The sequence below is a fragment of the Actinoplanes sp. NPDC023936 genome (assembly GCF_040639325.1).
Lineage (GTDB): Bacteria > Actinomycetota > Actinomycetes > Mycobacteriales > Micromonosporaceae > Actinoplanes.
In genome coordinates this window covers 311,363-335,051 of record NZ_JBEZZR010000001.1, presented here as the reverse complement: position 1 = coordinate 335,051, position 23,689 = coordinate 311,363, and the positions used below count along the sequence as shown (strand labels likewise).

The 23,689-nt window shown below is 71.1% G+C and carries 20 protein-coding genes and 1 riboswitch; of the genes, 15 read left to right on the top strand and 5 right to left on the bottom strand.

Annotated features, from left to right (window positions below):
* Positions 1 to 233: 233 nt before the first annotated feature.
* On the top strand, positions 234 to 1,538 hold the full coding sequence (locus AB0F72_RS01500; protein ID WP_360423321.1) for an ABC transporter substrate-binding protein: 1,305 nt from the start codon (positions 234 to 236) through the stop codon (positions 1,536 to 1,538).
* Between the two features lie 52 nt (positions 1,539 to 1,590).
* Complete coding sequence (locus tag AB0F72_RS01495) at positions 1,591 to 2,703, top strand: ATP-dependent DNA ligase (protein WP_360423318.1); 1,113 nt, start codon at positions 1,591 to 1,593, stop codon at positions 2,701 to 2,703.
* A 1-nt stretch (position 2,704) separates the two neighbouring features.
* Here AB0F72_RS01495 and AB0F72_RS01490 read toward each other — a convergent pair whose 3' ends face one another.
* Together AB0F72_RS01490 and AB0F72_RS01485 are read right to left on the bottom strand one after the other, a co-directional pair.
* Positions 2,705 to 3,091 carry a hypothetical protein gene (locus AB0F72_RS01490; RefSeq protein WP_360423315.1) on the bottom strand — a complete coding sequence of 129 codons (387 nt, stop codon included), beginning with the start codon at positions 3,089 to 3,091 and terminating at the stop codon, positions 2,705 to 2,707.
* 10 nt (positions 3,092 to 3,101) lie between these two features.
* Entirely contained in the window at positions 3,102 to 3,461 is a 360-nt protein-coding gene (locus AB0F72_RS01485) for a hypothetical protein (protein ID WP_360423313.1), read from the bottom strand.
* 472 nt (positions 3,462 to 3,933) lie between these two features.
* Between AB0F72_RS01485 and AB0F72_RS01480 the strand changes: the two genes are divergently transcribed.
* Complete coding sequence (locus AB0F72_RS01480; protein WP_360423311.1) at positions 3,934 to 5,163, top strand: helix-turn-helix transcriptional regulator; 1,230 nt, start codon at positions 3,934 to 3,936, stop codon at positions 5,161 to 5,163.
* Positions 5,164 to 5,322: 159 nt separating this feature from the next.
* On the opposite strand, the gene AB0F72_RS01475 is transcribed toward AB0F72_RS01480, so the two are convergent.
* The gene (locus tag AB0F72_RS01475; RefSeq protein ID WP_360423308.1) at positions 5,323 to 5,844 is read right to left on the bottom strand and encodes a hypothetical protein; all 522 of its coding nucleotides are present in this window, start codon (positions 5,842 to 5,844) and stop codon (positions 5,323 to 5,325) included.
* A gap of 123 nt (positions 5,845 to 5,967) precedes the next feature.
* On the opposite strand from AB0F72_RS01475, the gene AB0F72_RS01470 reads away from it, so the two are divergent.
* The 6 genes from AB0F72_RS01470 (at position 5,968) to AB0F72_RS01445 (ending at position 12,818) form a co-directional block, all read left to right on the top strand.
* Positions 5,968 to 7,110 (top strand): histidine kinase, encoded by a 1,143-nt coding sequence (locus AB0F72_RS01470; protein ID WP_360423305.1) that lies wholly within the window; start codon positions 5,968 to 5,970, stop codon positions 7,108 to 7,110.
* 47 nt (positions 7,111 to 7,157) lie between these two features.
* The gene (locus tag AB0F72_RS01465) at positions 7,158 to 7,841 is read left to right on the top strand and encodes a response regulator transcription factor (protein WP_360423302.1); all 684 of its coding nucleotides are present in this window, start codon (positions 7,158 to 7,160) and stop codon (positions 7,839 to 7,841) included.
* A gap of 103 nt (positions 7,842 to 7,944) precedes the next feature.
* On the top strand, positions 7,945 to 10,704 hold the full coding sequence (locus AB0F72_RS01460; protein WP_360423299.1) for an EAL domain-containing protein: 2,760 nt from the start codon (positions 7,945 to 7,947) through the stop codon (positions 10,702 to 10,704).
* 39 nt (positions 10,705 to 10,743) lie between these two features.
* Positions 10,744 to 11,190 (top strand): TIGR03618 family F420-dependent PPOX class oxidoreductase, encoded by a 447-nt coding sequence (locus AB0F72_RS01455; protein ID WP_360423297.1) that lies wholly within the window; start codon positions 10,744 to 10,746, stop codon positions 11,188 to 11,190.
* A gap of 9 nt (positions 11,191 to 11,199) precedes the next feature.
* A complete protein-coding gene (locus tag AB0F72_RS01450; protein ID WP_360423294.1) occupies positions 11,200 to 12,084 on the top strand; it encodes a TIGR03619 family F420-dependent LLM class oxidoreductase in 885 nt (294 codons plus the stop codon).
* A 17-nt stretch (positions 12,085 to 12,101) separates the two neighbouring features.
* On the top strand, positions 12,102 to 12,818 hold the full coding sequence (locus AB0F72_RS01445) for a carbohydrate-binding protein (RefSeq protein ID WP_360423292.1): 717 nt from the start codon (positions 12,102 to 12,104) through the stop codon (positions 12,816 to 12,818).
* A 92-nt stretch (positions 12,819 to 12,910) separates the two neighbouring features.
* On the opposite strand, the gene AB0F72_RS01440 is transcribed toward AB0F72_RS01445, so the two are convergent.
* Positions 12,911 to 13,330 (bottom strand): Hsp20/alpha crystallin family protein, encoded by a 420-nt coding sequence (locus AB0F72_RS01440; RefSeq protein ID WP_360423289.1) that lies wholly within the window; start codon positions 13,328 to 13,330, stop codon positions 12,911 to 12,913.
* A 150-nt stretch (positions 13,331 to 13,480) separates the two neighbouring features.
* Here AB0F72_RS01440 and dinB point away from each other — a divergent pair, with 150 nt between their 5' ends.
* The 3 genes from dinB (at position 13,481) to AB0F72_RS01425 (ending at position 16,307) form a co-directional block, all read left to right on the top strand.
* Complete coding sequence (dinB, locus tag AB0F72_RS01435) at positions 13,481 to 14,677, top strand: DNA polymerase IV (RefSeq protein WP_360423286.1); 1,197 nt, start codon at positions 13,481 to 13,483, stop codon at positions 14,675 to 14,677.
* A 46-nt stretch (positions 14,678 to 14,723) separates the two neighbouring features.
* On the top strand, positions 14,724 to 15,491 hold the full coding sequence (gene cobF / locus AB0F72_RS01430) for a precorrin-6A synthase (deacetylating) (RefSeq protein WP_360423283.1): 768 nt from the start codon (positions 14,724 to 14,726) through the stop codon (positions 15,489 to 15,491).
* Between the two features lie 597 nt (positions 15,492 to 16,088).
* Positions 16,089 to 16,307: a hypothetical protein gene (locus AB0F72_RS01425; protein WP_360423280.1), complete on the top strand. Its 219-nt coding sequence runs from the start codon at positions 16,089 to 16,091 to the stop codon at positions 16,305 to 16,307.
* A gap of 4 nt (positions 16,308 to 16,311) precedes the next feature.
* On the opposite strand, the gene cobN is transcribed toward AB0F72_RS01425, so the two are convergent.
* Positions 16,312 to 19,845 (bottom strand): cobaltochelatase subunit CobN, encoded by a 3,534-nt coding sequence (gene cobN, locus AB0F72_RS01420; protein ID WP_360423278.1) that lies wholly within the window; start codon positions 19,843 to 19,845, stop codon positions 16,312 to 16,314.
* Between the two features lie 35 nt (positions 19,846 to 19,880).
* Positions 19,881 to 20,004: riboswitch (cobalamin riboswitch) on the bottom strand.
* Positions 20,005 to 20,109: 105 nt separating this feature from the next.
* Here cobN and AB0F72_RS01415 point away from each other — a divergent pair.
* The 3 genes from AB0F72_RS01415 to AB0F72_RS01405 are packed head-to-tail and all read left to right on the top strand — an operon-like array spanning position 20,110 to position 23,619.
* On the top strand, positions 20,110 to 21,438 hold the full coding sequence (locus AB0F72_RS01415) for a precorrin-3B synthase (protein WP_360423276.1): 1,329 nt from the start codon (positions 20,110 to 20,112) through the stop codon (positions 21,436 to 21,438).
* Positions 21,435 to 22,055 carry a precorrin-8X methylmutase gene (locus AB0F72_RS01410; protein ID WP_360423806.1) on the top strand — a complete coding sequence of 207 codons (621 nt, stop codon included), beginning with the start codon at positions 21,435 to 21,437 and terminating at the stop codon, positions 22,053 to 22,055. Before AB0F72_RS01415 ends, AB0F72_RS01410 begins: the two co-directional genes overlap by 4 nt.
* Positions 22,056 to 22,059: 4 nt before the next feature.
* Positions 22,060 to 23,619 carry a precorrin-2 C(20)-methyltransferase gene (locus AB0F72_RS01405; RefSeq protein ID WP_360423273.1) on the top strand — a complete coding sequence of 520 codons (1,560 nt, stop codon included), beginning with the start codon at positions 22,060 to 22,062 and terminating at the stop codon, positions 23,617 to 23,619.
* Positions 23,620 to 23,689: the final 70 nt, after the last annotated feature.

Sequence of the window (23,689 nt, the reverse complement as noted above, 5' to 3'; positions counted from 1 at the left end):
ACCTGTGGCACCCGGCCGGAAAGCGACATTTTGCCTGACGGACACCCGTAGATTGTGATCTCTACTGCAGGGTAACCAGGACTCCTGTGGCATCTGCCGAGGTCAAAATCCGGATGACCGCTCCGCAGGCGACTGCACCGATAGGTCACCAGTTGACACTTTTGCCCGCCGAGCGGCACGGTACTCCCAGTTGTCCACAAGACAACGATGAACTTGGATGATTGGGGTTGGACATGCGCTCCACCCGCCGTTCTCTGGCGGCCCGGCTCACGGCGGCCGGCGCGGGGCTCGTCCTGCTGCTGCCGGCCGCCGCCTGCAGCGCCGGCGACGACGACACCGGCGCGGCCCGGGTGGAAGTCTTCACCTGGTGGGCCGAGGGCGGCGAGAAGGCCGGCCTGGACGCCCTGGTCAGCCGCTTCACCGCGGACTGTCCCGGTCAGCAGTTCACCGACGGCGTGGTGGCCGGTGGGGCCGGCATCAACGCGAAACAGGTGCTCACCGCCCGCCTGGCACAGGACGACCCGCCGGACACGTTCCAGGTGCACGCCGGGGCCGAGCTCACCGAGCACATCGACGCCGGCCAGGTGCAGGACCTGACCGCCGAGTACGACACGTGGGGCCTGCGCCAAGCTCTCCCGGAGGGCCTGGTCGACGACCTCACGGTCAACGGCAAGATCTATTCGGTACCGGCGAACGTCCACCGCGCCAACGTGGTCTGGATCAATCCGCAGGTGCTCTCCGACGCCGGCATTCACACCACGCCGAAGACGATCACCGCTTTCCTGCGGGACCTGGAGAAGCTGCGGAAGTCGGGGATCGAGTCGCCGCTCGCGCTGGGTCGCGACTGGACCCAGCTGATGCTGCTGGAGGCCGTGCTGATCAGCAAGCTGGGCGCGGAGAAGTTCTCCGGCCTGTTCAGCGGTGAGACCAGCTGGAGCAGCAGCGCGGTCTCGGCCGGGGTCCGCGACTTCGCGAAGCTGGTGAGTTACAGCAACGCCGACCGGGACTCGATGGACTGGCCGGACGCGGAGCGGCTGCTCATCGACGGCAAGGCCGGCTACCAGGTGATGGGTGACTGGGAGGCGGCCGACCTGGAGGCCAAGGGCTTCAAGGCGTACGACTGGTTCACCTTCCCGGGCAACGGCGACGTCTTCCAGTGGCTGGCCGACTCGTTCGTGCTCGCCGAGGGCGCGCCCAACCCGGACGGCACGAAGTGCTGGCTCAAGACGGTCGCCTCGGCGGAGGGTCAGGGGGTGTTCAACGCCGCCAAGGGCTCGATCCCGGCCCGCACCGATGCGGCCGGCACCGGATCGGCAAGCACCGCTGGGTTCTCCTCCTACCAGCAGTCCGCCATGGAGGACTGGAAGACGGCGACGCCGGTGCCGTCCTGCGCGCACGGCTCAGCCTGCTCCCAGGCCTGGCAGAACGCGGTGAACAGCGCGCTCAGCGCCTACTCCACCACCCATCAGAACGCCACCACGCTGCACAAGGCCCTCGTCGCTGCCGCCACTCAGTTCATCAAGCAGGAGCGGGAGTAAGCGGGGTCCGATCCGGACGGCGAGCCACCCGGATTTCCGGCACGATGGCTGCATGGCGGAAAAACGCGGCTCGAGTACCGGAACAAAGAGGACGAGCAAGGGTACGGGTGAAGAGCGCGACGGCGTGCCGCTGACCAATCTGGATCAGGAGCTCTTCCCCGGCGCCGGCGCCACCAAGCGGGATCTCGTGGATTACCTGGACGTGATGTCCAGCCGCCTGATCCCGGTGCTCCGCGATCGGCCGCTCTCCGTCATCCGGGTCCTGCCCAAGCACGGCCGGCAAGAGAAGCCCGGCCAGCAAGAGAAACCCGGCCAGCAGGAGAAGCCCGGCGGGCAGGACAAGTTCATGCAGAAGAACCTGCCGAAGTACACGCCGGACTGGGTTCCCCGCACCAGCATCTGGGCGGACGCCTCCCATCGCGAGGTCGTCTACGCGCTCGGCAACGACCGCCGCACCCTGATCTGGTTCGGCAACCAGCGCGCAGTCGAGTACCACCCCGGCCTCACCCTCGCCGGCTCGCACCACCCCACCCACCTGATCATGGATCTGGACCCGCCCGAGGACCAGGAGTCCCCGATCACCGGCTTCCGGCTGGCGGTGCAGGCCGCCAGGCTCGTGCGCCAGGTCCTCGCCGACGCGGGCATGACCGGGGCGGTGAAGACGTCCGGCTCCAAGGGCGTGCACGTCTTCGTGCCGCTCGCGCCGGAGACGGCGCCGGAGGACGTGGCCGCCGCGCAGCGAGCCGTCGCAGCCCGCGCCGAGCGGCTCGATCCCGGCCTCGCCACCACGGCGTTCATCCGCGAGGACCGGCACGGCAAGGTCTTCCTCGACGCCACCCGGGCCGGCGGCGCGACAGTGGCGGCGGCCTACAGCCCGCGGATCCGGCCCGGCGTGCCGGTGTCGTTCCCGGTCGGCTGGGCGGACCTGGACGACGTGGCCCCCGGCGACTTCACCCTGCACACCGTGCCCGGCCTGCTCGGCGACCGGGATCCGTGGGCCGATGCCCTGCCGGCGCCGCAGCCCCTGGAGAAAGGCCTGGTCGAGGAGGGGCACACCATTCCGGTCGCCCGGGTGCAGGCCATGCACGAGGGCAAACGCCGAGCCCGCGCCCAACGGGAAGCCGAAAGCACGAGGCAGCAAGAAGACCGTCCCCTCCAGGGGTGAGTCAGGCAGCTGGCGGACCGAGCTTCGGCCGATGCACCCGGATCCACTCCTCGACCGCCGAGGCCTCCCACATGCAACCCGCGTTGAGCACCGCGTACGGCGCCGGGAAGCTCGGCCCGTTGACCAGCTGATACGCCCGCTGGCGAGAGACACCCAGGCGTGCCCGGATCTCAGCGGCGCCCATCATCCGCAGCTTTCCTTGGCCCGTGATCGCGTCAGCGGCGAGCTCGGCAACCTCGGCCGTCGTCATGCGGATCACCGGGCCGCCGTCGTCGACAACCACCATCAGGCTGCGCTCGGCGCCCGGCAGGTGCGTGCCGGCTTCCGCACGAGCAGCCAGCTCCGCGCGGAGTGCGGCAGCGATCCGTTGCTCTACCTCGGAGGTCACTGGCACGCACCTACCGGAGCAGGTTCGGTCGCTGCGGCAGTCCACCGGGACCCGGTTGTGCCCGGGCGGACGAGGCGTGCGTTCCTTGGCACTTCAGGCACAGCGGCCGGACGGCATCCGCCGGCCACTTCGCCGACTGCAGATAGCCGTGCGGCCCGTACTCGATCTGCTCCACAACGACGAACGGCATGATCTCCTTCAGCGTGTGCGCGTCCATCAGCCCCGGCGGGACCATGCCGCCGAAGCAGAAGTGCAGCTGCCGCGACGGGTACGCCTCATAGGCCGCGTCGATCGCCGCCGCCGGCGAATTGCCGCCCTCTACACAGTGCGGGGCATGCAGCACCACGCCAGGCGGGTAGTCCCTGCGCATCACCGCCACCCCCGGCCCGCGTTCATCGACCGGCGAGCAGGCCGGAACGGCTCGGCGAATTGAGCGCGCCGGCGTTCCGCAGGGCACGGATACGCATCCACGCCGCATCGGCATCCAACCTTCCATGGTCTGCCGCGCCGCCAGAGTCGCCGGCGTCCGTGCTCGATCGGGTACTGCTGTCGCCAGGTCACGCTCATCGCCTCCGCTCACCGCGCCGATCCGGGATTGGGCAGCGGCGGCGAGCCTTCGAGGAGCCAGCCCGGAAATGCCCGCCGCCGCTGTACGCCGCGGCGGGGCCGCTGAAGATGTCCAGTCGACGCCGGCCCGCCACCGCTAAAAGCAGCTTTCCGACCACCCGGCGGAGTTGGAAGCAGCCAGCTATTGCCACATGGGGTCGCGTACAGTCGGCAACCTTGGCAACACTGGACGAACGACAAGCAGGGGGCAGCCTGTGGAAACGTTCGGATCGGCCGTGCGGCGGCTGCGCGAGCAACGCGGCATGTCTCAGAACAAGCTCGCCGCTGCGGCCTTCATGACACCGGGGCATCTGTCCCGCATCATCAACGACCTGCGGCCACCGAACCCGGAGATCGCGCGCCAGCTTGACCAGGCGCTCGGCACCGGCGGCGAGCTGACCGCCATGCTGCGCGGGCCCTGGATTCACAACGGCGGCCTCTGGCGACCAGGTGACGCGGAACAGCTCGCCGCCGAGCTCGCCACCGCGACACCCACTGCTGAGAACGCCGTCAACCTTGCCCACCAGTGGCTCATCGCCGAACCACCACAGGTCACCGAGTCCCGCGCCGGACGCCGGATCGGCATGGGCATGGTGCGCACGGTGGAGACGAGGGTGCGGCAATTACGCCTGATGGACGACCACGTGGGCGGTGCCGACACGTACGCCATGGTGACCGCAGAGCTCACCGCAACCATCAACTTGCTTCGGGACCGCTCGTACACCGAAGAGGTAGGCCGGCGGCTGCTCGTCGCAGTCGGCGAGCTGTGCCAGCTGGCTGGCTGGACCACCAGCGACGCGGGCCGGTACGCCGAGGCCGAGCGCATCTATCTGCTCGGTGTCAGTGCGGCACATGCCGGTGGCGATCCAGCCGGAGCGGCGAACAACCTGTCGAGCCTGGCTTATCAGGTCGCCAACATCGGGGACCCGAAGCACGCGATCACCCTCGCCCGGTCGGCGTATGCCGGCGCCCGCCACGGTGCGACACCGAAGAGCCTCGCGCTGCTCGGCGAGCGCGTGGCCTGGGCAACGGCTCGTGCCGGGGACGCCCGGGCCGCCGGCCGGGCCCTTGCCAAGGTTGATGCCGACTATGACGCCCAGCAATCCCACCACGTCGAGCCTGACTGGGTGTACTGGCTCAGCCCGGAAGAGATCGCGGTGATGGCGGGCCGCGTGTGGACACAACTACGCCGGCCACTGCGGGCCGTACCGATCTTGGAACAGGCGATTGCCGGGTACGGCGACGACACCGGTCGCGAGACGGCGCTCTATCAATCATGGATGGCGGAATCACTGGTCCAGGCCAATGAGCCGGACCGGGCTGCTGCGGCTGCGACCAAGGCACTACGCCTATCGCGGCGGGCATCGTCGGTGCGTGCCGAGGACCGGGTGGCGCTGCTGCGGCGGCAGCTGCGCCGGCACAAGGGAAACGCAGCGGTAGATGCGTTCCTGGAGGAGTCCGCGTAGAGAGGGTCGTCCCTGCGGCCTGCCGGGCAGGGCATTGCGCAGGTGCGGGAGTGCGGTCAGAGGTAGCTTCGGAGCGCACCGAACTGGCTGCCCAGGCGCGTCCCGCGTGGTCTTGCCGCTCTTCGCCCGGGCCGACGAAGAACTCCGACCCAGCCCGCCTCAGGTGGTGAGGGCGCTCCAGAACGGGACGGTGGAGCGGGCCTGCCGGCCGGCCGGCTCGCCGATGGCGAACTCCCGGTTCAGCCAGTCGCACAGGTCGGCGCCGTAGACGATCACGTCGGTCTGGTAGATGGAGAGCACCGGATGCCCGGCGATCCCGGCCGGCAGGTACCGGTGCGCGTACAGCGGGATCATCCGGGGCGCGATCAGCAGGCCGGCGCGGGCCGTCGCGAGGCGGTCGCCGAAGGCGGGACCCCACCCCTCGTACCAGAAATCGTTCTCGGCCACATCGAAGAGGACGCCCTCGACCGGCGCGGCCAGGGCGGCGCGCAGCCCGGCACGGTCCGGCGACCGCCAGTCCGGCCAGCCGACGCCGGTGGGCACGCCGGCGGCGAGGAACTCGCGGTGGTCGGGCGCGAACGTGAAGCCGAACTCGCGCTCGATATCGGAGGCTTCCGTTTCGGACAGTCCGGGCGCGATGGTGAAGCGGCCGGAGGCGGCGAGCAGTTCCGCGGCGGTCACTCCGCTACCTTAACGAACAAGGGACATACATCGAATGGTGTAGCTCGTACGCGGGAGGAGCAGACCCCGGTGACAGCCGCAGGACGACGCGCTGACCAGCCGGGCGGCCCTAGCGTTCCGGACATGTTGACGAAGAACTTCACCTATGCGGCGGCCGGGCTCACCCTGGTCGGCGTTCCGGCCGGCATCGCCGTCACCGGCGGTGACATCAACCTCAGCGGCGATGTGGTCCGCGGCGGCGGCGTCGAGGGCGCGATCTTCGCCGGGACGCTGGCCTTCTGGCTGGCCCTGTCCGCGCTCGGGCTGCGCCGCTGGCCCCGCGGCATCCTGATCCTCTCCCTCTGCGGCGTCTTCGCCATGCGCGGCGCCCTGCTGGTCCACAGCGGCGCGGTCTGGCCGGTCACCGCAGCCCTGATCGCGGTGGTGCTCGCCGGGCACCTGCGGTTCGCGATCGTCACGGGTTCGGCGGCGGTGCTCTGGTTCGCGCTCTGGGATGCGACGGCCGGCCAGCGGTCCGCCGACTGGGTGCTCGGCAGCCTGGGTGGTGAGACACTCTGGCTCGCGGCGGTGCTGGCGGGCGTCACCGCGTACCGGAACTCGGTGCGCTGGCGCCACGAGGTCGCGCACCGGATCGCTCAGGACGAGTCGCAGCGAGAGATCGATGCTCGCCGCAGGCGGGCGGAAGAGCGCGTGGAGATCGCCCGTGACCTGCACGACGTGGTCTCGCACACCCTGGCCGTGGTGGGGGTGCACCTGAACGTGGCGCTGGATTCGTTCGACGCCGAGCCGGAGGAGGCGCGTGCCTCGATGAAGCTCGCTCAGGAGGTGCGCAACCGGGCGATGACCGACCTGAAATCGCTGGTCGGCGTGCTGCGGGAGGGCGAGTTGCCGGCGCTGGAGAGCGTGGAGCGGCTCGCCGAGCAGGTCCGCGCCGCGGGCCTCCGGGTGTCGGTGAACGAGTTCGGCGATCCGGCGGACGTCCCGGCGCCGATCGCCACGGCGGTTTATCGGGTGGTGCAGGAGTCGCTGACCAACACGGTCCGGCACGCCGGGGCGACACGTGTCGTGGTGACGCTGCGGTACGCGCCGACGCGGGTCGTGGTCGACGTCCATGACGACGGCGCCGGCGCCGGCGGCTCGATCATCGACGGGCACGGCATCGCCGGGATGCGGGAGCGGGTGGCCGCGCTGGGCGGCGCGCTCACCGCCGGACCGGGCACGAGCGGTTTCACGGTACGGGCGAGCATCCCCATCCCTGCGAACTGAGGCTCGAGCAGACCGGGGGCTCGAGTAGAGAGGGGGCTTGAGTAGACATGGCGATCACGGTTCTTCTCGCCGACGACCAGCACCTGGTCCGCGCCGGTTTCCGCAGCCTGCTGCGCCGCGGGCGGGACATCGACGTGGTCGGCGAGGCGTCCACCGGCGACGAGGCGGTACGCGCCGCCCGTACCCTCAAGCCCGATGTCGTCCTGATGGACATCCGCATGCCGGGCATGGACGGGATCGCCGCGACCCGGATGGTGCTCCGGGACCTCCCGACCTGCAAGATCATTATCTTGACCACGTTCGAGACCGACGAGTACGTCTTCTCCGCGCTCGCCGCCGGCGCCAGCGGCTTCCTGACCAAGGAGATCGACCCGGACGGCCTGCGCACAGCGGTGCGCGTGGTCGCCGCCGGGGACGCGCTTCTCTCCCCCAGCGTCACCCGGCGGGTCGTCGGCCAGTTCGCGCACCGCCCGGTCCCGGCGGCCGGCCGGCCCGGGGGGAACCCGGCCGGGGGAAACCCGCCCGGCGGTGACCGGCTCGCCGTCCTCACCGACCGGGAACGTGAGGTGGTCCGGCTCGTCGCCACCGGCCTCTCCAACCTCGAGATCGCCGCCCAGCTGGTGATCAGCCCGCTGACCGCGAAAACCCACGTCACCCGGGCCATCGCCAAGCTCGGCGTCCGGGACCGGGTGCAGCTGGTGATCGTGGCCTTCGAGGACGGGCTGATCTGAGCCTCCCGGTTCACGTTCCCGAGTGGCGTTTTTCTCAGGCGGGGTCACCTCTGCCCGATACGCCGGATGACCACCCACTGACGGTGGCGAACCGGAGGCTCCGATGGCACTCAGCTCCGACGCAGGGCGCCGATGGGTGCGCGCCTGCGCCCTGATCGTGGCGTTCCTCGCCCTGGTCACCGTGCTGTTCGCCGCCGGCGGCCCGGACAGCGACCGGATCGTCGCGCTCACCGCGCTGCCGCTGGCGACCGTCGCGGCGGCCGCCGCCTGCCTGTGGCGGTCCCGCCGGTTCACCGGACGCGCCCGGTGGGGCTGGGCCACCCTCGCGGCCGGCCTGCTCTGCTGGGGCGGCGGTCAGTTCCAGTTCCTGCTGACCGCGGGTCCGACGATCGAGGCGGGACCGGTCACCCCGGGTCTCACGCTGATCGGGATGGCGGTGCTGGTCCCGGCCGGTCTGCTGATCCTGCCGAGCAGGTCGCAACCGCTCGCGAACCGGATCCGCAGCGTGCTCGACGGCCTCATGATCGCCGCCTCGCTCGTCCTGGTCGCCTGGGTCTTCGTCTCCGGGCTGATCACGGACGCCCGGGTGGGGCTGCCGTTCTACATCACGCTGCTCTTCCCGCTCGGCGACATCGTGATCGCCACGATGGCCGCGTACATGCTGCCGCAGCAGCGGCGCCGGAACGGCTGCGGCGCTGACCTGGCCTTCTTCGGCGCCGGCATGCTGGCTTTCGCGATCTCCGACATCGGGTACGCCTACCTCGGGCTGGTGCACGACGACGGCGTGGGACGGCTGCTCGACCTGGGCTGGCTCGCCGGTTACGGGCTGATCGTCGCCGGCGCGCTGCGTCCCCGGGTGCCCGCTGTCACGCCGGTCGACCTTCCGGCCGGCGTCCGCAGCGGCGCGGTGCTCCTGCCCTACCTGGCGGTACTGGCCGCGCTCGCCTCCAGCGTGCTGTTCCACATCTCGACCGGCCACAGCCACCCGTTCGTCGCGTACACCCGCTCGTTCCTGATCCTGCTGATCGTCGGCCGGCAGCTGCTCACCCAGCTGGAGAACCGCGACCTGACCCGTCACCTGGAGCAGCGCGTCGCGGACCGGACGGCCGAGCTCTACGCCCGGGAACAGCAGTTCCACGCGCTGGTCCAGCAGAGTTCCGACGTGGTGACGGTGGTCAGCCCGGAAGCCGACGTGATCTACCAGAGCGAGTCGGTCCAGCGGATCTTCGGATATCCGGCGCGGTTCCTCACCGGCCGGCGGCTCACCCAGCTGCTCGACCCGGAGTCGGCGATGCGGCTGGCTCAGGCGCTGCGGCAGGTGAGCGGGCGCCCGCACGCGACCACCGTCCTCGAGCTGACCGTGCGGCACCGGGACGGACGCACCCGTCAGGCCGAGATGACCATCACGAACCTGCTGGACGATCCGCACGTACGCGGCCTGGTGCTGAACACCCGGGACATCAGCGAGCGGATGGAGCTGCAGGAACAGCTGGTGCACGAGGCGTATCACGACTCGCTCACCCAGCTCGCGAACCGCGCCCTGTTCCGCGACCGGACCGCGGCGGCGCTCGCCTCCTCGGGTCCCGCCGTGACAGTGCTCCACCTCGACCTCGACGGGTTCAAGCGGGTCAACGACAGCCTCGGCCACCTCGCCGGCGATCAGCTGCTGGTGCAGGTCGCCGACCGGATCCGGTCCTGCGTGCGGGACACCGACGTGGTGGCCCGGTTCGGCGCCGACGAGTTCGGGGTGCTGCTCGACGAGGACGGGTCCGAAGCGGTGGCCCGGCGGATCCTGAACGACCTGGAGGCGCCGATCGTGGCCGGCGAGCGGCAGATCCACGTGCGCGCCAGCATCGGCCTGGCGAACGCGTCCTCGATCATGGAGGCCTCGAACACGGGGGCCTCGAACACGGGGGCCTCGAACACGGGGGCCTCGAACACCGAACCGCGGCTCGCGGGTTCCGGCTTCGGTGAGCGTGCCGAGCAGCTGATGCGCAACGCCGACCTCGCCATGCACCACGCCAAGGCGGCCGGTGGCGGCGTCTACGCCGGGTACCGCCCGCAGATGCGCGACGGTCTGATCGAGCGTCTCGAACTCGAATCCGACCTGCGCGGCGCCCTGGAACGCGGGGAGCTGCGCCTGCACTACCAGCCAACGGTCGACCTGGTCACCCACGAGGTGGTCGGCTTCGAAGCGCTGGCCCGCTGGCCGCACCCGACCCGCGGCATGATCAACCCGCTGGACTTCATCCCGATCGCCGAGGCCACCGGCCTGATCGTGCCGCTCGGCCGCTGGGTCCTGCAGGAGGCCTGCCGGCAGGCCGTCGAGTGGAGCCGGGCCGCCGGGGGACGCCCGCTGAAGATGTCCGTCAACGTCTCGGTGCGCCAGTTCGACCAGCCCGACCTCGCCGAGACGGTGGCCGCCGTGCTCGCCGAGACCGGCATGCCGGCTGACCTGCTCTGCCTGGAGATGACCGAGAGCGTCCTGATGACCGACACCGAGGCCAACCTGGAGCAGCTGGTCCGGCTCAAGGCCCTCGGGCTCACCCTGGCGATCGACGACTTCGGCACGGGCTACTCGTCGCTCGCGTACCTGCGCCGTTTCCCGGTCGACACCCTGAAGATCGACCGTTCGTTCGTCGAGCGCCTCGGCGTCCTGGCCGACGACACGGCGCTGACCGACACGATCGTGCGGCTCGGCAAGAGCCTGGGCATGGCGACGGTCGCCGAGGGCATCGAGGAGTTCGGCCAGCTGGCGGCGTTGCGGGAGATGGGTTGTTCGTACGCGCAGGGCTACTACTTCTCCCGCCCGGTCCCCGCCGCCGAAGCCGGCCGCCTCTTCATGGAGGGCGCGCCCGTCTGACACAGCAGTCCCGTCTGAACAGCAGTAGGGTCGGGAGCCATGGGTGCGCTTGAGGATGCCTGGGAGCTGAGCCGGGCCGAGACCGGCCTGGCGATCGTCTCCACGGTCCGGGCCGATCAGACCGTGCAGTCCACGCTCGTCAACACCGGGGTGATCGCACATCCGGCAGGCGGCGAGCCGGTGCTGGCGTTCGTCACCTACGGCGCGGTCAAGCTGCGCAACCTGCGGCAGCGCCCCCAGCTGGCGGTCGCCTTCCGCAGCGGCTGGCGGTACGCCACGGTCGAGGGCCGCGCGCTGCTGGCCGGACCGGACGACCCGCAGCCGTGGCTCGACGCGGAACGGCTCCGGCTGCTGCTGCGCGAGATCTTCACGGCGGCCGGCGGCACGCACGACGACTGGGACGCCTACGACCACACGATGGTGGAGCAGCGGCGCGCCGCCGTCCTGATCACGCCGAGCCGCATCTATCCCTCGGTGACGGGATAGTTTCACGTCATGCTGATCAGTTTCGGATGTCCGGTCTCCGGCGCCTGGGCCCGGCCGGAGACGATCACCACGATCGCCCGCCGCGCCGAGGAGCTCGGCTATGCCGGTCTGTGGGCGTTCCAGCGGCTGCTCGTCGGCCAGGACCAGGATCTCGCGCCGGTCTATCGCAGCGTGCTCGATCCGACCGTGGCGCTGACCTGGGCGGCGGCCGCGACCAGCCGGATCCGCCTCGGCGTCTCGGTGATCAACCTGCCGTACCTGTCCCCCGCCTATCTCGCGAAGCAGGTGAGCACCCTCGACCTGCTCTCCGGCGGGCGGTTCGATCTGGGCCTGGGCACCGGCTGGTCGGAACCGGAGTTCGTGGCGACCGGCTCGAACCCGAACCCGCGCGGCCGCCGCGTCGAGGAGTACCTGACGGTCCTGCACACCCTCTTCTCCGGTGGCGGGTCGTCGTTCTCGGGCAGTCTCTACGAGCTCCCGCCGAGCGAGATGGCGCCGCGGCCGGCCCAGCCGGGCGGTCCACCGATCCTGCTGGGCGGCACGGCCGACGTCGCGCTGCGGCGGGCCGGCCGGATCGCCCTCGGCTGGGTGAGCAGCAGCCGGGCCAGCATCGAGGACATCGCGCGGGGCGCGCGCATCGTCCGGGAGGCGGCTGAGGAAGCCGGAAAAGACCCTTCCCGGGTACGCATCGTCGTGCGCGGCGTCCTGCATTCCGGCCCGCTTTCCGGAACGTGGTCGCAGATCCGGGAGGGCACGCAGCGGTACGCGGAGGCCGGGGCCACCGAGCTCTTCTACGACCCGAACTGGGATCCCCGGGTCGGCGGGCCGGACGCGGATCCGAAAGCCGCCGCCGAGCTGGGCGAAGAGATCCTCACCGAACTCGCGCCGCGCTGACTCATTACCCTGTTGCGGTGGATCATCGATCGCCCAGTGTCTACCGCACCCGCTCGTGGACGAACCGCCGCCGGCTGCTGACCGCGCTCGGCGGCGTCGCCCTGGTGCTGGTCGGGTACGCGATCGGCCGCTGGCAGGACACTCCGGCCGAGGTCGTCCCCGCGGTGCCGGTCGCCGCTTCGGCTGCCGCTCCCGCGCCGGGCAGCGAGCCGGCCACTGAGTCAGCCCCCGATCCGGCCACCGGTCCGGGCAGCGGTCCGGGCAGCGAGTCAGCCAGCGGTCCGGCCACGAATGCCTCCTCGCCGCAGCCGGCCACCCCGGCGCCGGTCGCCGTCGAGTACCCGGTGATGCAGGCCGAGTCGGCGACCGAACTCGCCGGCATCCAGACTCAGGAGACCGAGGACTCCGGCGGCGGCCTGAACACCGCCTGGATCACCCGGAGCGACCACCTGCGGTTCGACAACATCGACTTCGGGCAGGTCCCGGCGACGAAGGCGCGGATCCGGCTGTCATCGGACGCGGGCGTCACCGGCCGGGTGCAGATCCGGCTCGACAGCAAGGACAATCAGCCCGTCGGCGAGGTCTCGGTCAGCAGCACCGGCGGCTGGCAGCAGTGGCGGACGGACACCGCGGCGCTGCAGCCGATCACCGGGGTGCACACGGTCTTCGTGACGTTCACGGCGCCGGACGACAGCGAGTTCGTCAACGTGAACTGGCTTCAGTTCGCCCGATGAGAAACGTTCGCCCGATGACAAAAGTTCGCCCGATGAGAGAAGTTCGCCCGATGACAGAAGGGCCGCGCGAAGCGGCCCTTCTCACCAGCTGATCAGGCGCTGACCAGCTCGATCTTGCGCGGCTTCTGCTCCAGGACCGGGATCCGCAGGGTCAGCACGCCGTTGTCGTGCCGGGCCTCCAGCCGGTCGACGTCGAGCTTCTCGGAGAGCTGGACCTGACGGGAGAAGTTGCCCATCGGGCGCTCCGCGACGAGCAGCCGCACGTCCTCGCCGCCGGCGCCCGCGCCGGCCCGCTTGCGCTCGGCGCGAACGGTCAGCACCTTGCCGTCGACCGTGATGTCGATCGTGGCCGGGTCGATGCCGGGCAGGTCGATGTCGATGAAGAACGTGTCGTCACGCCGGTAGGCGTCCAGACGGGCACCGGACTCGCGGGTCGCGTAGACCCGGGCGGTGAGGCGCTCGAGGTCGCGCACTGTGGGGGTGGTGAGCACAGCGGGCGTACTGAGCAACATGGGTGGCTCCTCAAGGCTTGAGCGTGGGTGACTCAACTTCTCTAACCGAGAGACTTGCCTCGGGATTCCCTCAAATTACTCAGCCGGGACGGGCATCTCCAGCCATCGTGGTGGCCACCACGATTAGCACAGATGTACTAGGATTCGACCGTGATCCTGCACGCCGACCTGGACTCCTTCTACGCGTCGGTCGAGCAGCGCGACGACCCCGCGCTGCGCGGCCGGCCCGTTCTCGTGGGCGGCGGCGTGGTGCTCGCGGCCAGCTACGAGGCGAAGGCGTTCGGCGTCCGCACACCGATGGCGCTGGGCCGCGCACGGGCGCTCTGCCCGCAGGCGATCGTGGTCCCGCCCCGCATGACGGCGTATGCGAGAGCCAGCCGTCAGGTCTTCGAGATCTTCGACGACACCACCCCGATCGTCGAGCCGCTCTCCATCGACGAGGCGTTCCTCGACGTCGACGGCCTCCGCAAGATCCGGGGCGGCCCGGTGGAGATCGCGCAGCGGCTGCGCGCCGAGGTGCGCGAGCGGGCCGGGCTGCCGATCACTGTCGGCGTGGCCGGCACCAAGTTCCTGGCCAAGGTGGCGAGCGGCGCCGGCAAGCCGGACGGGCTGCTGGTCGTGCCACCCGGCGAGGAGCTCGCGTTCCTGCATCCGCTGCCGGTGGAGAAACTCTGGGGCGTCGGCCCGGTCACCGCGGCCAAGCTGCGCGAGCGGCAGATCCACACGGTCGGTCACGTGGCCCGGATCGGCGAGGCGGCCCTCGTCTCCATGCTCGGCGCCCACGCCGGGCGGCACCTGCACGCGCTCGCCCACAACCGTGACCCACGCCGGGTCGACACCGGCCACCGCCGCGGCTCGATCGGGGCGCAGTGCGCGCTGGGCGCCGGTTCCCGGCGGGACGGCTCGCACAGCGAGGAGCACGTGCTGGCGACGCTCGCGGCTCTCGTCGACCGGGTGACACGGCGGATGCGCCGGGCGCACCGGGCCGGGCGGACCGTCACGGTGCGCCTGCGCTTCGGCGACTTCAGCCGGGCCACTCGTTCCCGCAGCCTGCTCAAGGCCACGATGGGGACCGAGGCGATCCTGCGCACCGCGGAGGATCTGCTGCGCGAGGCACGGCCGATCATCGCCGAGCGCGGGCTCACGCTTGTCGGCGTCGCGGTCAGCAACCTGGACGGCGAGGGGAACGTGCAGCTGGAGCTGCCGTTCGACAGTGCCGCCAAGGACTCGGGCGGGCTGGACGCGGCGGTGGACCGGGTGCGCGACCGTTTCGGGGCGGGCGCGCTGCGCCGAGCCGCGATGATCGGGCGAGACCTCTCCCCCTCGGTCCCCCTCCTGAGTGATTGAGCCCGGGGCGATTGAGCCCGAGGCGATTGAGGCAGACTTCTCTTCCATGCGGAAGATCTATGTGATCGGGATCGGCGCCGGCGACCCGGACCATCTGACCCTCCAGGCGGCCAAGGCGATCGGCCGGACCAACGTGTTCTTCCTGATCGACAAGGGCGAGGCCAAGCAGAGCCTGATCGACCTGCGCGAGCGGATCATCCGGGCGTACTCGCACCCGCACAAGCGGATCGTCGAGGGCCGCGATCCGGACCGCGACCGCACCCCGGCCGACTACACCGGCACGATCGCCGACTGGCGGCACCGGCGTTCCCAGGTCTTCGAGGAGCTGATCGCCGAGCACCTCAAGGAGGGCGAGATCGGCGCGTTCCTGGTCTGGGGCGACCCGTCGCTCTACGACTCCACGATCGCAATCCTCGACGAGATCCTGGACCGGGGCAGGACCACCTTCGAGTACGAGGTGATCCCCGGCATCAGCAGCGTGTCCGCCCTCGCCGCGAAACACCGGGTCGGGCTGAACCGGGTCGGCCAGCCGTTCCAGATCACCACGGGCCGGCGGCTCGCCGAGGGCTGGCCGGAGGGCGTCGACGACGTGGTCGTGATGCTCGACGCGCAGCAGGCGTTCACGGCACACCCGGACGCCGAGATCTACTGGGGCGCCTACGTGAGCACCGAGGACGAGCTGCTCGCGTCCGGGCGTGTCGCGGATGTGGCGGAGGAGATCGTCAAGACCCGTACCGAGGCCCGCGAGCGGCACGGCTGGATCATGGACACCTACCTGCTGCGCCGCCGTCCGGCCAAAGGCGACAAGGCCTAGTGGGTTGACCACTGAGGTTCACCGGGTCTGATTCGTCAGGCGGCCTTTCGCGGTCGACCCCAGCGTTGCCGGCGTTCGCTGCGCCCGGGCTCGTTCCCGGCGCGGGGCGGCCAAGACGTCGGGGCGACGGCGTCGCGTTGACGCACGTAATTCTGCGGGCCGCCATGATGAGCCGTTGCCGGCGGCTGTCGGTGGGGGTGACCCGGTGTTGTCGCCAGCCGGTGAAGGTTCGTGGTCAACGCACCCGGTGGTCCGGCTGGTGCTCGGCCCCGATCTTGGAACGCGCCGTCCCGGCCGTAGCCCAGACATGTGATCAAGCTCGGATAACCGCTCTGGCCTACGGCTGGCGTCGCCGGGCCGTAGCCTAAGCATGTGATCAAGCCCGGATAACCGCTCTGGCCTACGGCTGGCGTCGCCCGGCCGTAGCCCAGACATGTGATCAAGCCCGGATAACCGCTCCGGCCTACGCTCCGCCGGCCCAGGGGGCGGCTTGGCGCCTGTCAGCGGCGGCCGCACCCTCGTTTCGCAGGCAGAGCGTTCCTCAATTAGCCAGCAAGGTCGGCACTGACGACCAGCTCACTCTCCAGCTGGCCGCCAGTGCTCCCGAGCATCCGTTTTGTCCGCACTGAGAACCAGCCACCCCGATCCCTCCAAGATCCGCTAAACGCCTGCGTCGCCCCGCCGATCTGGGACAAGGCCGCGAAGCACTTCACCGAGCCGGAGCTGGCGGCGATCGTGTTGTGGATCGCCACCAGCAACTTCTTCAACCGGATCAACGTGACGACGCGGCAGCAAGCACCTCAGAACTGGGGCTGACCGCTCAGTTGTCCTCCAGCTCGCCCTCGGTCTCCAGGTAGAGCTGCTGGAGCGCGGTCAGGGTCGCGGGATCCGGTGACTCCCAGAGCTTGCGCTCGGCCGCCTCCAGCAGTCGCTCACTGATGCCGTGCAGCGCCCACGGGTTGGACTCGCGCATGAACTTCTGGTTGTCCGGGTCGAGCACGTAACTCGCCGCGAGCTGCTCGTACATCCAGTCGGTCACCACGCCGGCCGTGGCGTCGTACCCGAAGAGGTAGTCGACGGTGGCCGCCAGCTCGAACGCGCCCTTGTAGCCGTGCCGCCGCATCGCGGCGATCCAGCGCGGGTTCACCACCCGGGCCCGGAAGATCCGGGCGGTCTCCTCGGTCAGGCTGCGGGTCCGTGCCTGGTCCGGGTTGGTGGAGTCGCCGATGTACGCGGCCGGCGCCTTCCCGGTGAGCGCGCGAACCGTGGCAATCATGCCGCCGTGGTACTGGAAGTAGTCGTCGGAGTCCGCGATGTCATGCTCACGGGTGTCGATGTTCTTCGCCGCCACCTCGATCCGCCGGTACGCGTTCTCCATGTCCGGTCGCGCCGGAACGCCGTCCAGGTCCCGCCCGTACGCGAAACCGCCCCACACCGCGTAGACCTCGGCCAGATCAGCGTCGTCGCGCCAGTTCCGGCTGTCCATCAGCGGCAGGATCCCGGCGCCGTACGCACCCGGCCGCGACCCGAAGATCCGCATGGTCGCCCGCCGCCAGTCGCCGTGCTCGCCCTGGTCCCGCAGCGCGTGCTCGCGGACGTAGTTGTCCGGCTCGTCCAGCGTCGCGACCATCGTGAACGCGTCGTCGAGCATCGCGACAACGTGCGGGAACGCGTCCCGGAAGAAGCCGGAGATACGCACTGTCACGTCGATCCGGGGCCGGCCCAGCTCCGCGCGGGAGATCGGCTCCAGGCCGGTGACCCGCCGGGACGCCGGGTCCCAGTTCGGCCGCACACCGATCAGGGCGAGGATCTCGGCGATGTCGTCGCCGGCGGTACGCATGGCGCTCGTGCCCCACGCGGAAATACCGATCGATTTCGGCCAGGTGCCGTCATGGTCGGCGCGGTAGCGGTCGAGCAGCGAGTCCGCCATGGCCTGCCCGGTCTCCCAGGCGAGGGCGCTGGGGATGGCCTTCGGGTCGACCGAGTAGAAGTTGCGGCCGGTCGGCAGCACGTTGATCAGGCCGCGCAGCGGGGAGCCGCTCGGACCGGCCGGGACGTAGCCGCCGTCGAGCGCGTGCAGCACGTGCGTGATCTCGTCGGTGGTCTTCGCGAGCCGGGGGACGATCTCGGTGGCGGCGAACTCCAGCACCCGGATCACATCGGCGTTGTCCGACAAGTCCGCGATGCCGTCACGAGCCCAGCCGCGCTCCTCCATCGCCGTCACGAGAGCCCGGGCCTCGGCCTCGATCTCGTCGACACGGGTGAGCGGGGCGTCCTCGGCCAGGCCCAGCGCCTCCCGCAGACCGGGCAGCGCGGCCACCTTCCCGGCCCACATCTGCCGCGCCCGCAGCATGGCGAGCACCAGGTTGATCCGCGCCTCACCGGCCGGGGCCGCGCCGAGCACGTGCAGCCCGTCCCGGATCTGCACGTCCTTGACCTCACACAGCCATCCGTCGATGTGCATGATGAAGTCGTCGAACTCCTCGTCCCCGGGGCGCTGCGACTGCCCGAGGTCGTGGTCCATCTTCGCGGCCTGGATCAGGGTCCAGATCTGCGCCCGGATCGCCGGCAGTTTCGCCGGGTCGAGCGCGGCGATGTTCGCGTGCTCGTCGAGCAGCTGCTCCAGCCGGGCGATGTCGCCGTAGGACTCGGCGCGCGCCATCGGCGGGATCAGGTGGTCGACGAGCGTGGCGTGGGCCCGGCGCTTGGCCTGCGTGCCCTCACCGGGGTCGTTCACCAGGAACGGATAGATCAGCGGCAGGTCGCCGAGCGCCGCGTCGGTGCCGTCCGAGGCGGACATGCCGACGTTCTTGCCGGGCAGCCATTCCAGGTTGCCGTGCTTGCCGACGTGGACCACCGCGTGCGCGCCGAAGTCGTCCGCGATCCACCGGTACGCGGCCAGGTAGTGATGTGACGGCGGCAGGTCCGGGTCGTGGTAGATCGCCACCGGGTTCGCGCCGAACCCGCGCGGCGGCTGCACCATGACCACGATGTTCTCGTCGCGCAGCGCGGCGAGGACGATGTCCCCGCTGTCGACGTAGAGCTCGCCGGGCGGCGGCCCCCAGTGCTGCTCCACCGAGGTCCGGAAGTCCTCCGGCATCGTCTCGAACCACGCCTGGTACGCCTCGCCGGAGATGCGCACCGGGTTGCCGGCGAGCTGCTCCTCGGTGAGCCAGTCCGAGTCCTGCCCGCCGGCCGCGATCAACGCGTGGATCAACCCGTCGCCGTCGTAGGACCCGAAGTCCCCGATCCGGTACCCGGCGGTGGCGAGCGCGTCCAGCAGGGCCACCGTCGAGGCGGGCGTGTCCAGCCCGACCGCGTTGCCGATCCGCGAGTGCTTGGTCGGATAGGCCGACAGCATGAGGACGATCTTGCGATCGGCCGGCGGCACGTGCCGGAGCCGGGCGTGCGCCACGGCGATCCCGGCGACCCGCGAGGCCCGCTCCGGGTCCGCGACGTAGACCGACAGCCCTTCCGGGTCGATCTCCTTGAACGAGAACGGCACCGTGATGATCCGCCCGTCGAACTCCGGGATCGCCACCTGCGTCGCCGCGTCCAGCGGCGACAGCCCGTCGTCGCTCGCCTCCCACGCGGCCCGTGAGCTGGTCAGGCAGAGCCCCTGCAGGATCGGCACGTCCAGGTCGGCGAGCACGCCGACGTCCCAGGCCTCGTCGTCGCCACCGGCGCCCACGGTCGCCGGTTTGGTGCCACCGGCCGCGAGCACTGTCACCACCAGGGCGTCCGCGGTGCGCAGCTCGGCCAGCAGCTCCGGCGGCGCGGTCCGCAGCGACGCCGTGAAGATCGGCAGCGCGCGGGCGCCCTTCGCCTCGATCGCCTGGCAGAGCGTCTCGACGAACGCGGTGTTCCCGGCCATGTGATGGGCGCGATAGTAGAGAACCGCCACGGTCGCCGGCCCGCCCTCGGACGCGGCGCGCGGCAGCACACCCCACTGCGGCGCCTCGACGGCCGGCGCGAACCCGTTGCCGGTCAGCAGCACCGTGTCGGACAGGAAGTCGTGCAGCGAGGCCAGGTTCTCCGCGCCGCCCTGCGCGAGGTAGACGTGCGCGTCCGCCGCGACACCGGCCGGGACCGTGGAGAGTTTCATCAGGTCGGCGTCCGGGGCCTGCTCGCCACCGAGGACCACCACCGGGACGTCGCCGGCGAGCAGGGCGTCGAGGCCCTCCTCCCAGGCGCGGCGGCCACCGAGGATGCGGACGACGACCAGGTCGACGCCGTCGAGCAGGGCGGGAAGATCGGAGACCGAGGTCCGGGCCGGGTTGCCCAGCCGCCAGGCCGAGCCGCTGGCCCGGGCGCTGAGCAGGTCGGTGTCGGACGTGGACAGCAGCAGAAACACGCGTTGCGCTCCCCCTCGGGGTCCGCGCCCCGGAGTAGTTGGGATCACGGCGAACGGAGTTCCTGACTCCCGGGCTGGGAACCCGGTCACAGTGGCGGGACCGTGCCGGACTCGCACCGGCTTCCTCCGCGGCTTCGCCGCTCGTAGACCTCCCACCTTTCCGAACGCTCCCGCCCGCCGTCAAGGTGGGGTGACATCACCGATACAGCCGGGTGGCGACCCGAGGATGTGGTCCTGTCGGTGGCCGCCCGTAGTATCCGGGCCGTGACACCCCTCCGGCAGTCCGACACCGACGCCTGCCCCGGCGCCCTGCGGTTGCACGCCGCGGCCGACGGGTTGCTGGCGCGTGTCCGTCTGCCCGCGGGCGTGCTGAGCGGCGCGCAGCTGCGTGTTCTGCGCGAGCTGACCGAGCAGTTCGGCGACGGTTTCCTGGAGCTGACCTCCCGAGCGAACCTCCAGGTCAGAGGCGTGCGAGCAGAGGACGCGGAGACCTTGGCGGCCCGCTTGCGCGCCGCCGGCCTCCTGCCGTCGGCAACCCACGATGCGGTACGGAACATCGCGGCGCCCCCACTGGCCGGACCGGCGCTTCGCGCTCTGACATCCCAGCTGGACACCGCCCTCCTCGGCGACCCCGCCCTGTCCCGCCTCCCCGGCAAGTTCCTGTTCGCCATCGGCCACGTCCCCCTGGCCGCCGACGTCGCCGCAGTCCCCGCCAGGCCTGCGCCGGGTGGTGTGCCCGAGCGGTTCGCTATCCGGCTCGGCGGCCACGACGCGGGCATCCGCGTGGACGGCGAGACGGTGGTCCCCACGATGCTGGCGGCGGCACACGCCTTCCTCGCCGAGCGGGAGGCCCAGCGCAGCGGCGGCCCGGCAGCCTGGCGACTGCGCGAGCTCACCGACGGCCCGTCCCGAGTAGCCGCCCGTGTCCGCGCCGCCCTCGGCCCGACCACCGCGGACACGGAACCGATCGGCCCGGTCGAGGCGCTCGAGCCCGGTGATCTGCTGGGTGTGCTGGACCAGCCCGGCTCCCCGCTCGTCGCGGTGGGCGCCCTGGTCCCGCTGGGGCGGCTCGGTGGCGTACCCATGCGGGTCTTGGAGAAAGCGACCCGGCTCGTCATCACACCGTGGCGGGGCGTCCTGGTCACCGACCTCCCGCGCGCCGACGCGGCACAGTGGGCGGACCAGCTGATCGATTCCGGTCTCGCTCTGGCGGCGGACTCTCCGTGGGTGGGCGTGACCGCGTGCGCCGGCCGCCCCGGCTGCGCGAAATCCCTCGCCGATGTCCGTGCCGACGCCACGAGAGCCGCGCGTTTCGTCGACGGCCTCCCGGTTCACTGGGTGGGCTGCGCGCGGGCGTGCGGCAGCCCCGCGGGCCGGCACGTCCAGGTCCAGGCCACCCCCACCGGTTACCAGGTGTCCCGCCCGAACAGCGGCGCCACGACCGGCGCGAACACCGGTACCGACGCCGAGACCGACACCGTGACCGACACCATGATCAACCCCGACACCGTCGACCCCGACACCGTCGACCCCGACACCGATGACCCCAGCCGTGATCTAGGAGCTGTTGTGGCGACAGCGAGGAGGCCCTGATGGAGTACGTGCGCGACGGCGCGGAGATCTACAAGCGGTCGTTCGCCACGATCCGCGCCGAGGCGGACCTGACCGGCCTGCCGTCCGATGTGGCCCGCGTCGTGGTGCGGATGATCCACGCCTGCGGGATGGTGGACCTGGTCCAGGACGTGCGGTTCAGTCCCGGTGTGGCCACCGCCGCGAGGAAGGCGCTGCTCAGCGGCGCCCCGATCCTCTGCGACGCGGAGATGGTCGCCTCCGGCGTGACCCGCTCCCGGCTGCCCGCCGCCAACGACGTGATCTGCACCCTGCGGGACCCGGCCGTCCCGGAGATCGCGGCCCGGATCGGCAACACCCGCAGCGCCGCCGCCATGGATCTCTGGGGCGACCGGCTGGACGGCGCCGTGGTGGCGATCGGCAACGCGCCGACCGCGCTGTTCCGCCTGCTCGAGATGATCGAGGCGGGAGCGCCCCGGCCGGCCGCGGTGCTCGGGATCCCGGTCGGTTTCATCGGCGCGGCCGAGTCCAAGGAGGCGCTCGCCGGCTCCGGACTGGAATATCTGATCGTGCGCGGGCGGCGCGGCGGCAGCGCCATGACCGCCGCGGCCATCAACGCCCTGGCATCGGAAAATGAGTAGGCACATGACGACCAACGCAACGCGGCCCGGCCGGCTCTACGGTGTCGGGCTCGGCCCCGGCGACCCCGAGCTGGTCACGGTGAAGGCCGCCCGGCTGATCGCGGCGGCCGACGTGGTGGCGTACCACGCGGCCCGGCACGGCCGCAGCAACGCCCGGGCGATCGCCGCCGGTTACCTGCGGGACGGGCAGATCGAGGAACCGCTGATCTACCCGGTGACCACCGAGGGGACCGATCACCCCGGCGGTTACCAGGGCGCCATCGACGAGTTCTACGCCGAGGCGGCCGCCCGCCTTGCCGCGCACCTGGACGCCGGCCGGGACGTGGTGGTGCTCGCCGAGGGCGACCCGTTCTTCTACGGCTCCTACATGCACATGCACAAGCGGCTCGCCGACCGGTACGAGACGGCCGTCGTCCCCGGTGTCACCTCGGTGAGCGCGGCCTCCGCCGTTCTCGGCCGGCCGCTGATGGAGCGCGACGAGGTGCTCACCGTGCTGCCCGGCACTCTGCCTGCGGAGGAACTGGCGACCCGGCTGTCCACCACCGACTCGGCCGCCGTGATGAAGCTGGGCCGCACGTTCACCGGGGTCCGCGACGCCCTGGAACGCTCCGGCCGGTTGGCCGACGCGTGGTACGTGGAGCGCGCCACCACTGATCGGGAACGGTCAGGGCCGCTGAGCGAGGTGGATCCGGACACGGTCCCGTACTTCTCTCTGGCGCTCCTGCCCAGTCCGGCCGCGGCGGCGTTCACGGACGAGAAGAGCGACGAGAACAGCGACGAGAAGAGCGCGGAGAAGCCGGGAACGGCCACGCGCCCCGCCAGCGTCACCGTGATCGGCCTCGGGCCGGGCCCCCGCGACTGGCTCACCCCGGAAGCGCAGGCCGCCCTCGCCACCGCCGACGACGTGGTCGGCTACGGGCCCTATGTGGACCGGGTGCCGGTGAGCCCCCGGCAGCGCCGGCACCCCTCCGACAACCGGGTCGAGGCCGAGCGTGCCGCCTTCGCCCTCGACCTGGCGAAACGCGGCCGCCGGGTGGCTGTCGTCTCGTCCGGCGACCCGGGTGTCTTCGCGATGGCGGCGGCGGTGCTGGAGACCGCCGAGGACCCGCAGTGGCGCGACGTCAGCGTCCGGATCGTTCCGGGCCTGACCGCCGCGCAGGCGGTGGCGAGCCGGGCCGGCGCGCCGCTCGGTCACGACTTCTGCACCCTGTCCCTCTCCGACCGGCTCAAGCCCTGGTCGGTGATCGAGAAACGGCTCGCGGCGGCGGCCGCCGCCGACCTGGTGATCGCGATCTACAACCCGGCGTCGAAGACCCGCACCGAGCAGCTGGCCCGGGCGCAGAAACTGCTGCTGGACCACCGGTCCGCGGACACGCCGGTGGTGGTCGGCCGGGACGTCGGCGGTCCGGCCGAGTCGGTCCGGGTCACCACGCTGGGCGACCTCGACCCGGCGACCGTGGACATGCGCTGCCTGCTGATCATCGGCTCGTCGCAGACCCGGGCCGTGATCCGGGGCGACGGGACCACAGCGGTCTACACCCCGAGGACGTACCCCCAGGGGTGACGCGGCCCCCATCGGCCGCGGTTGCGGGAATGAAGAGCTCGCACCGGTCCGATCCCGCCTCGCAACCGCA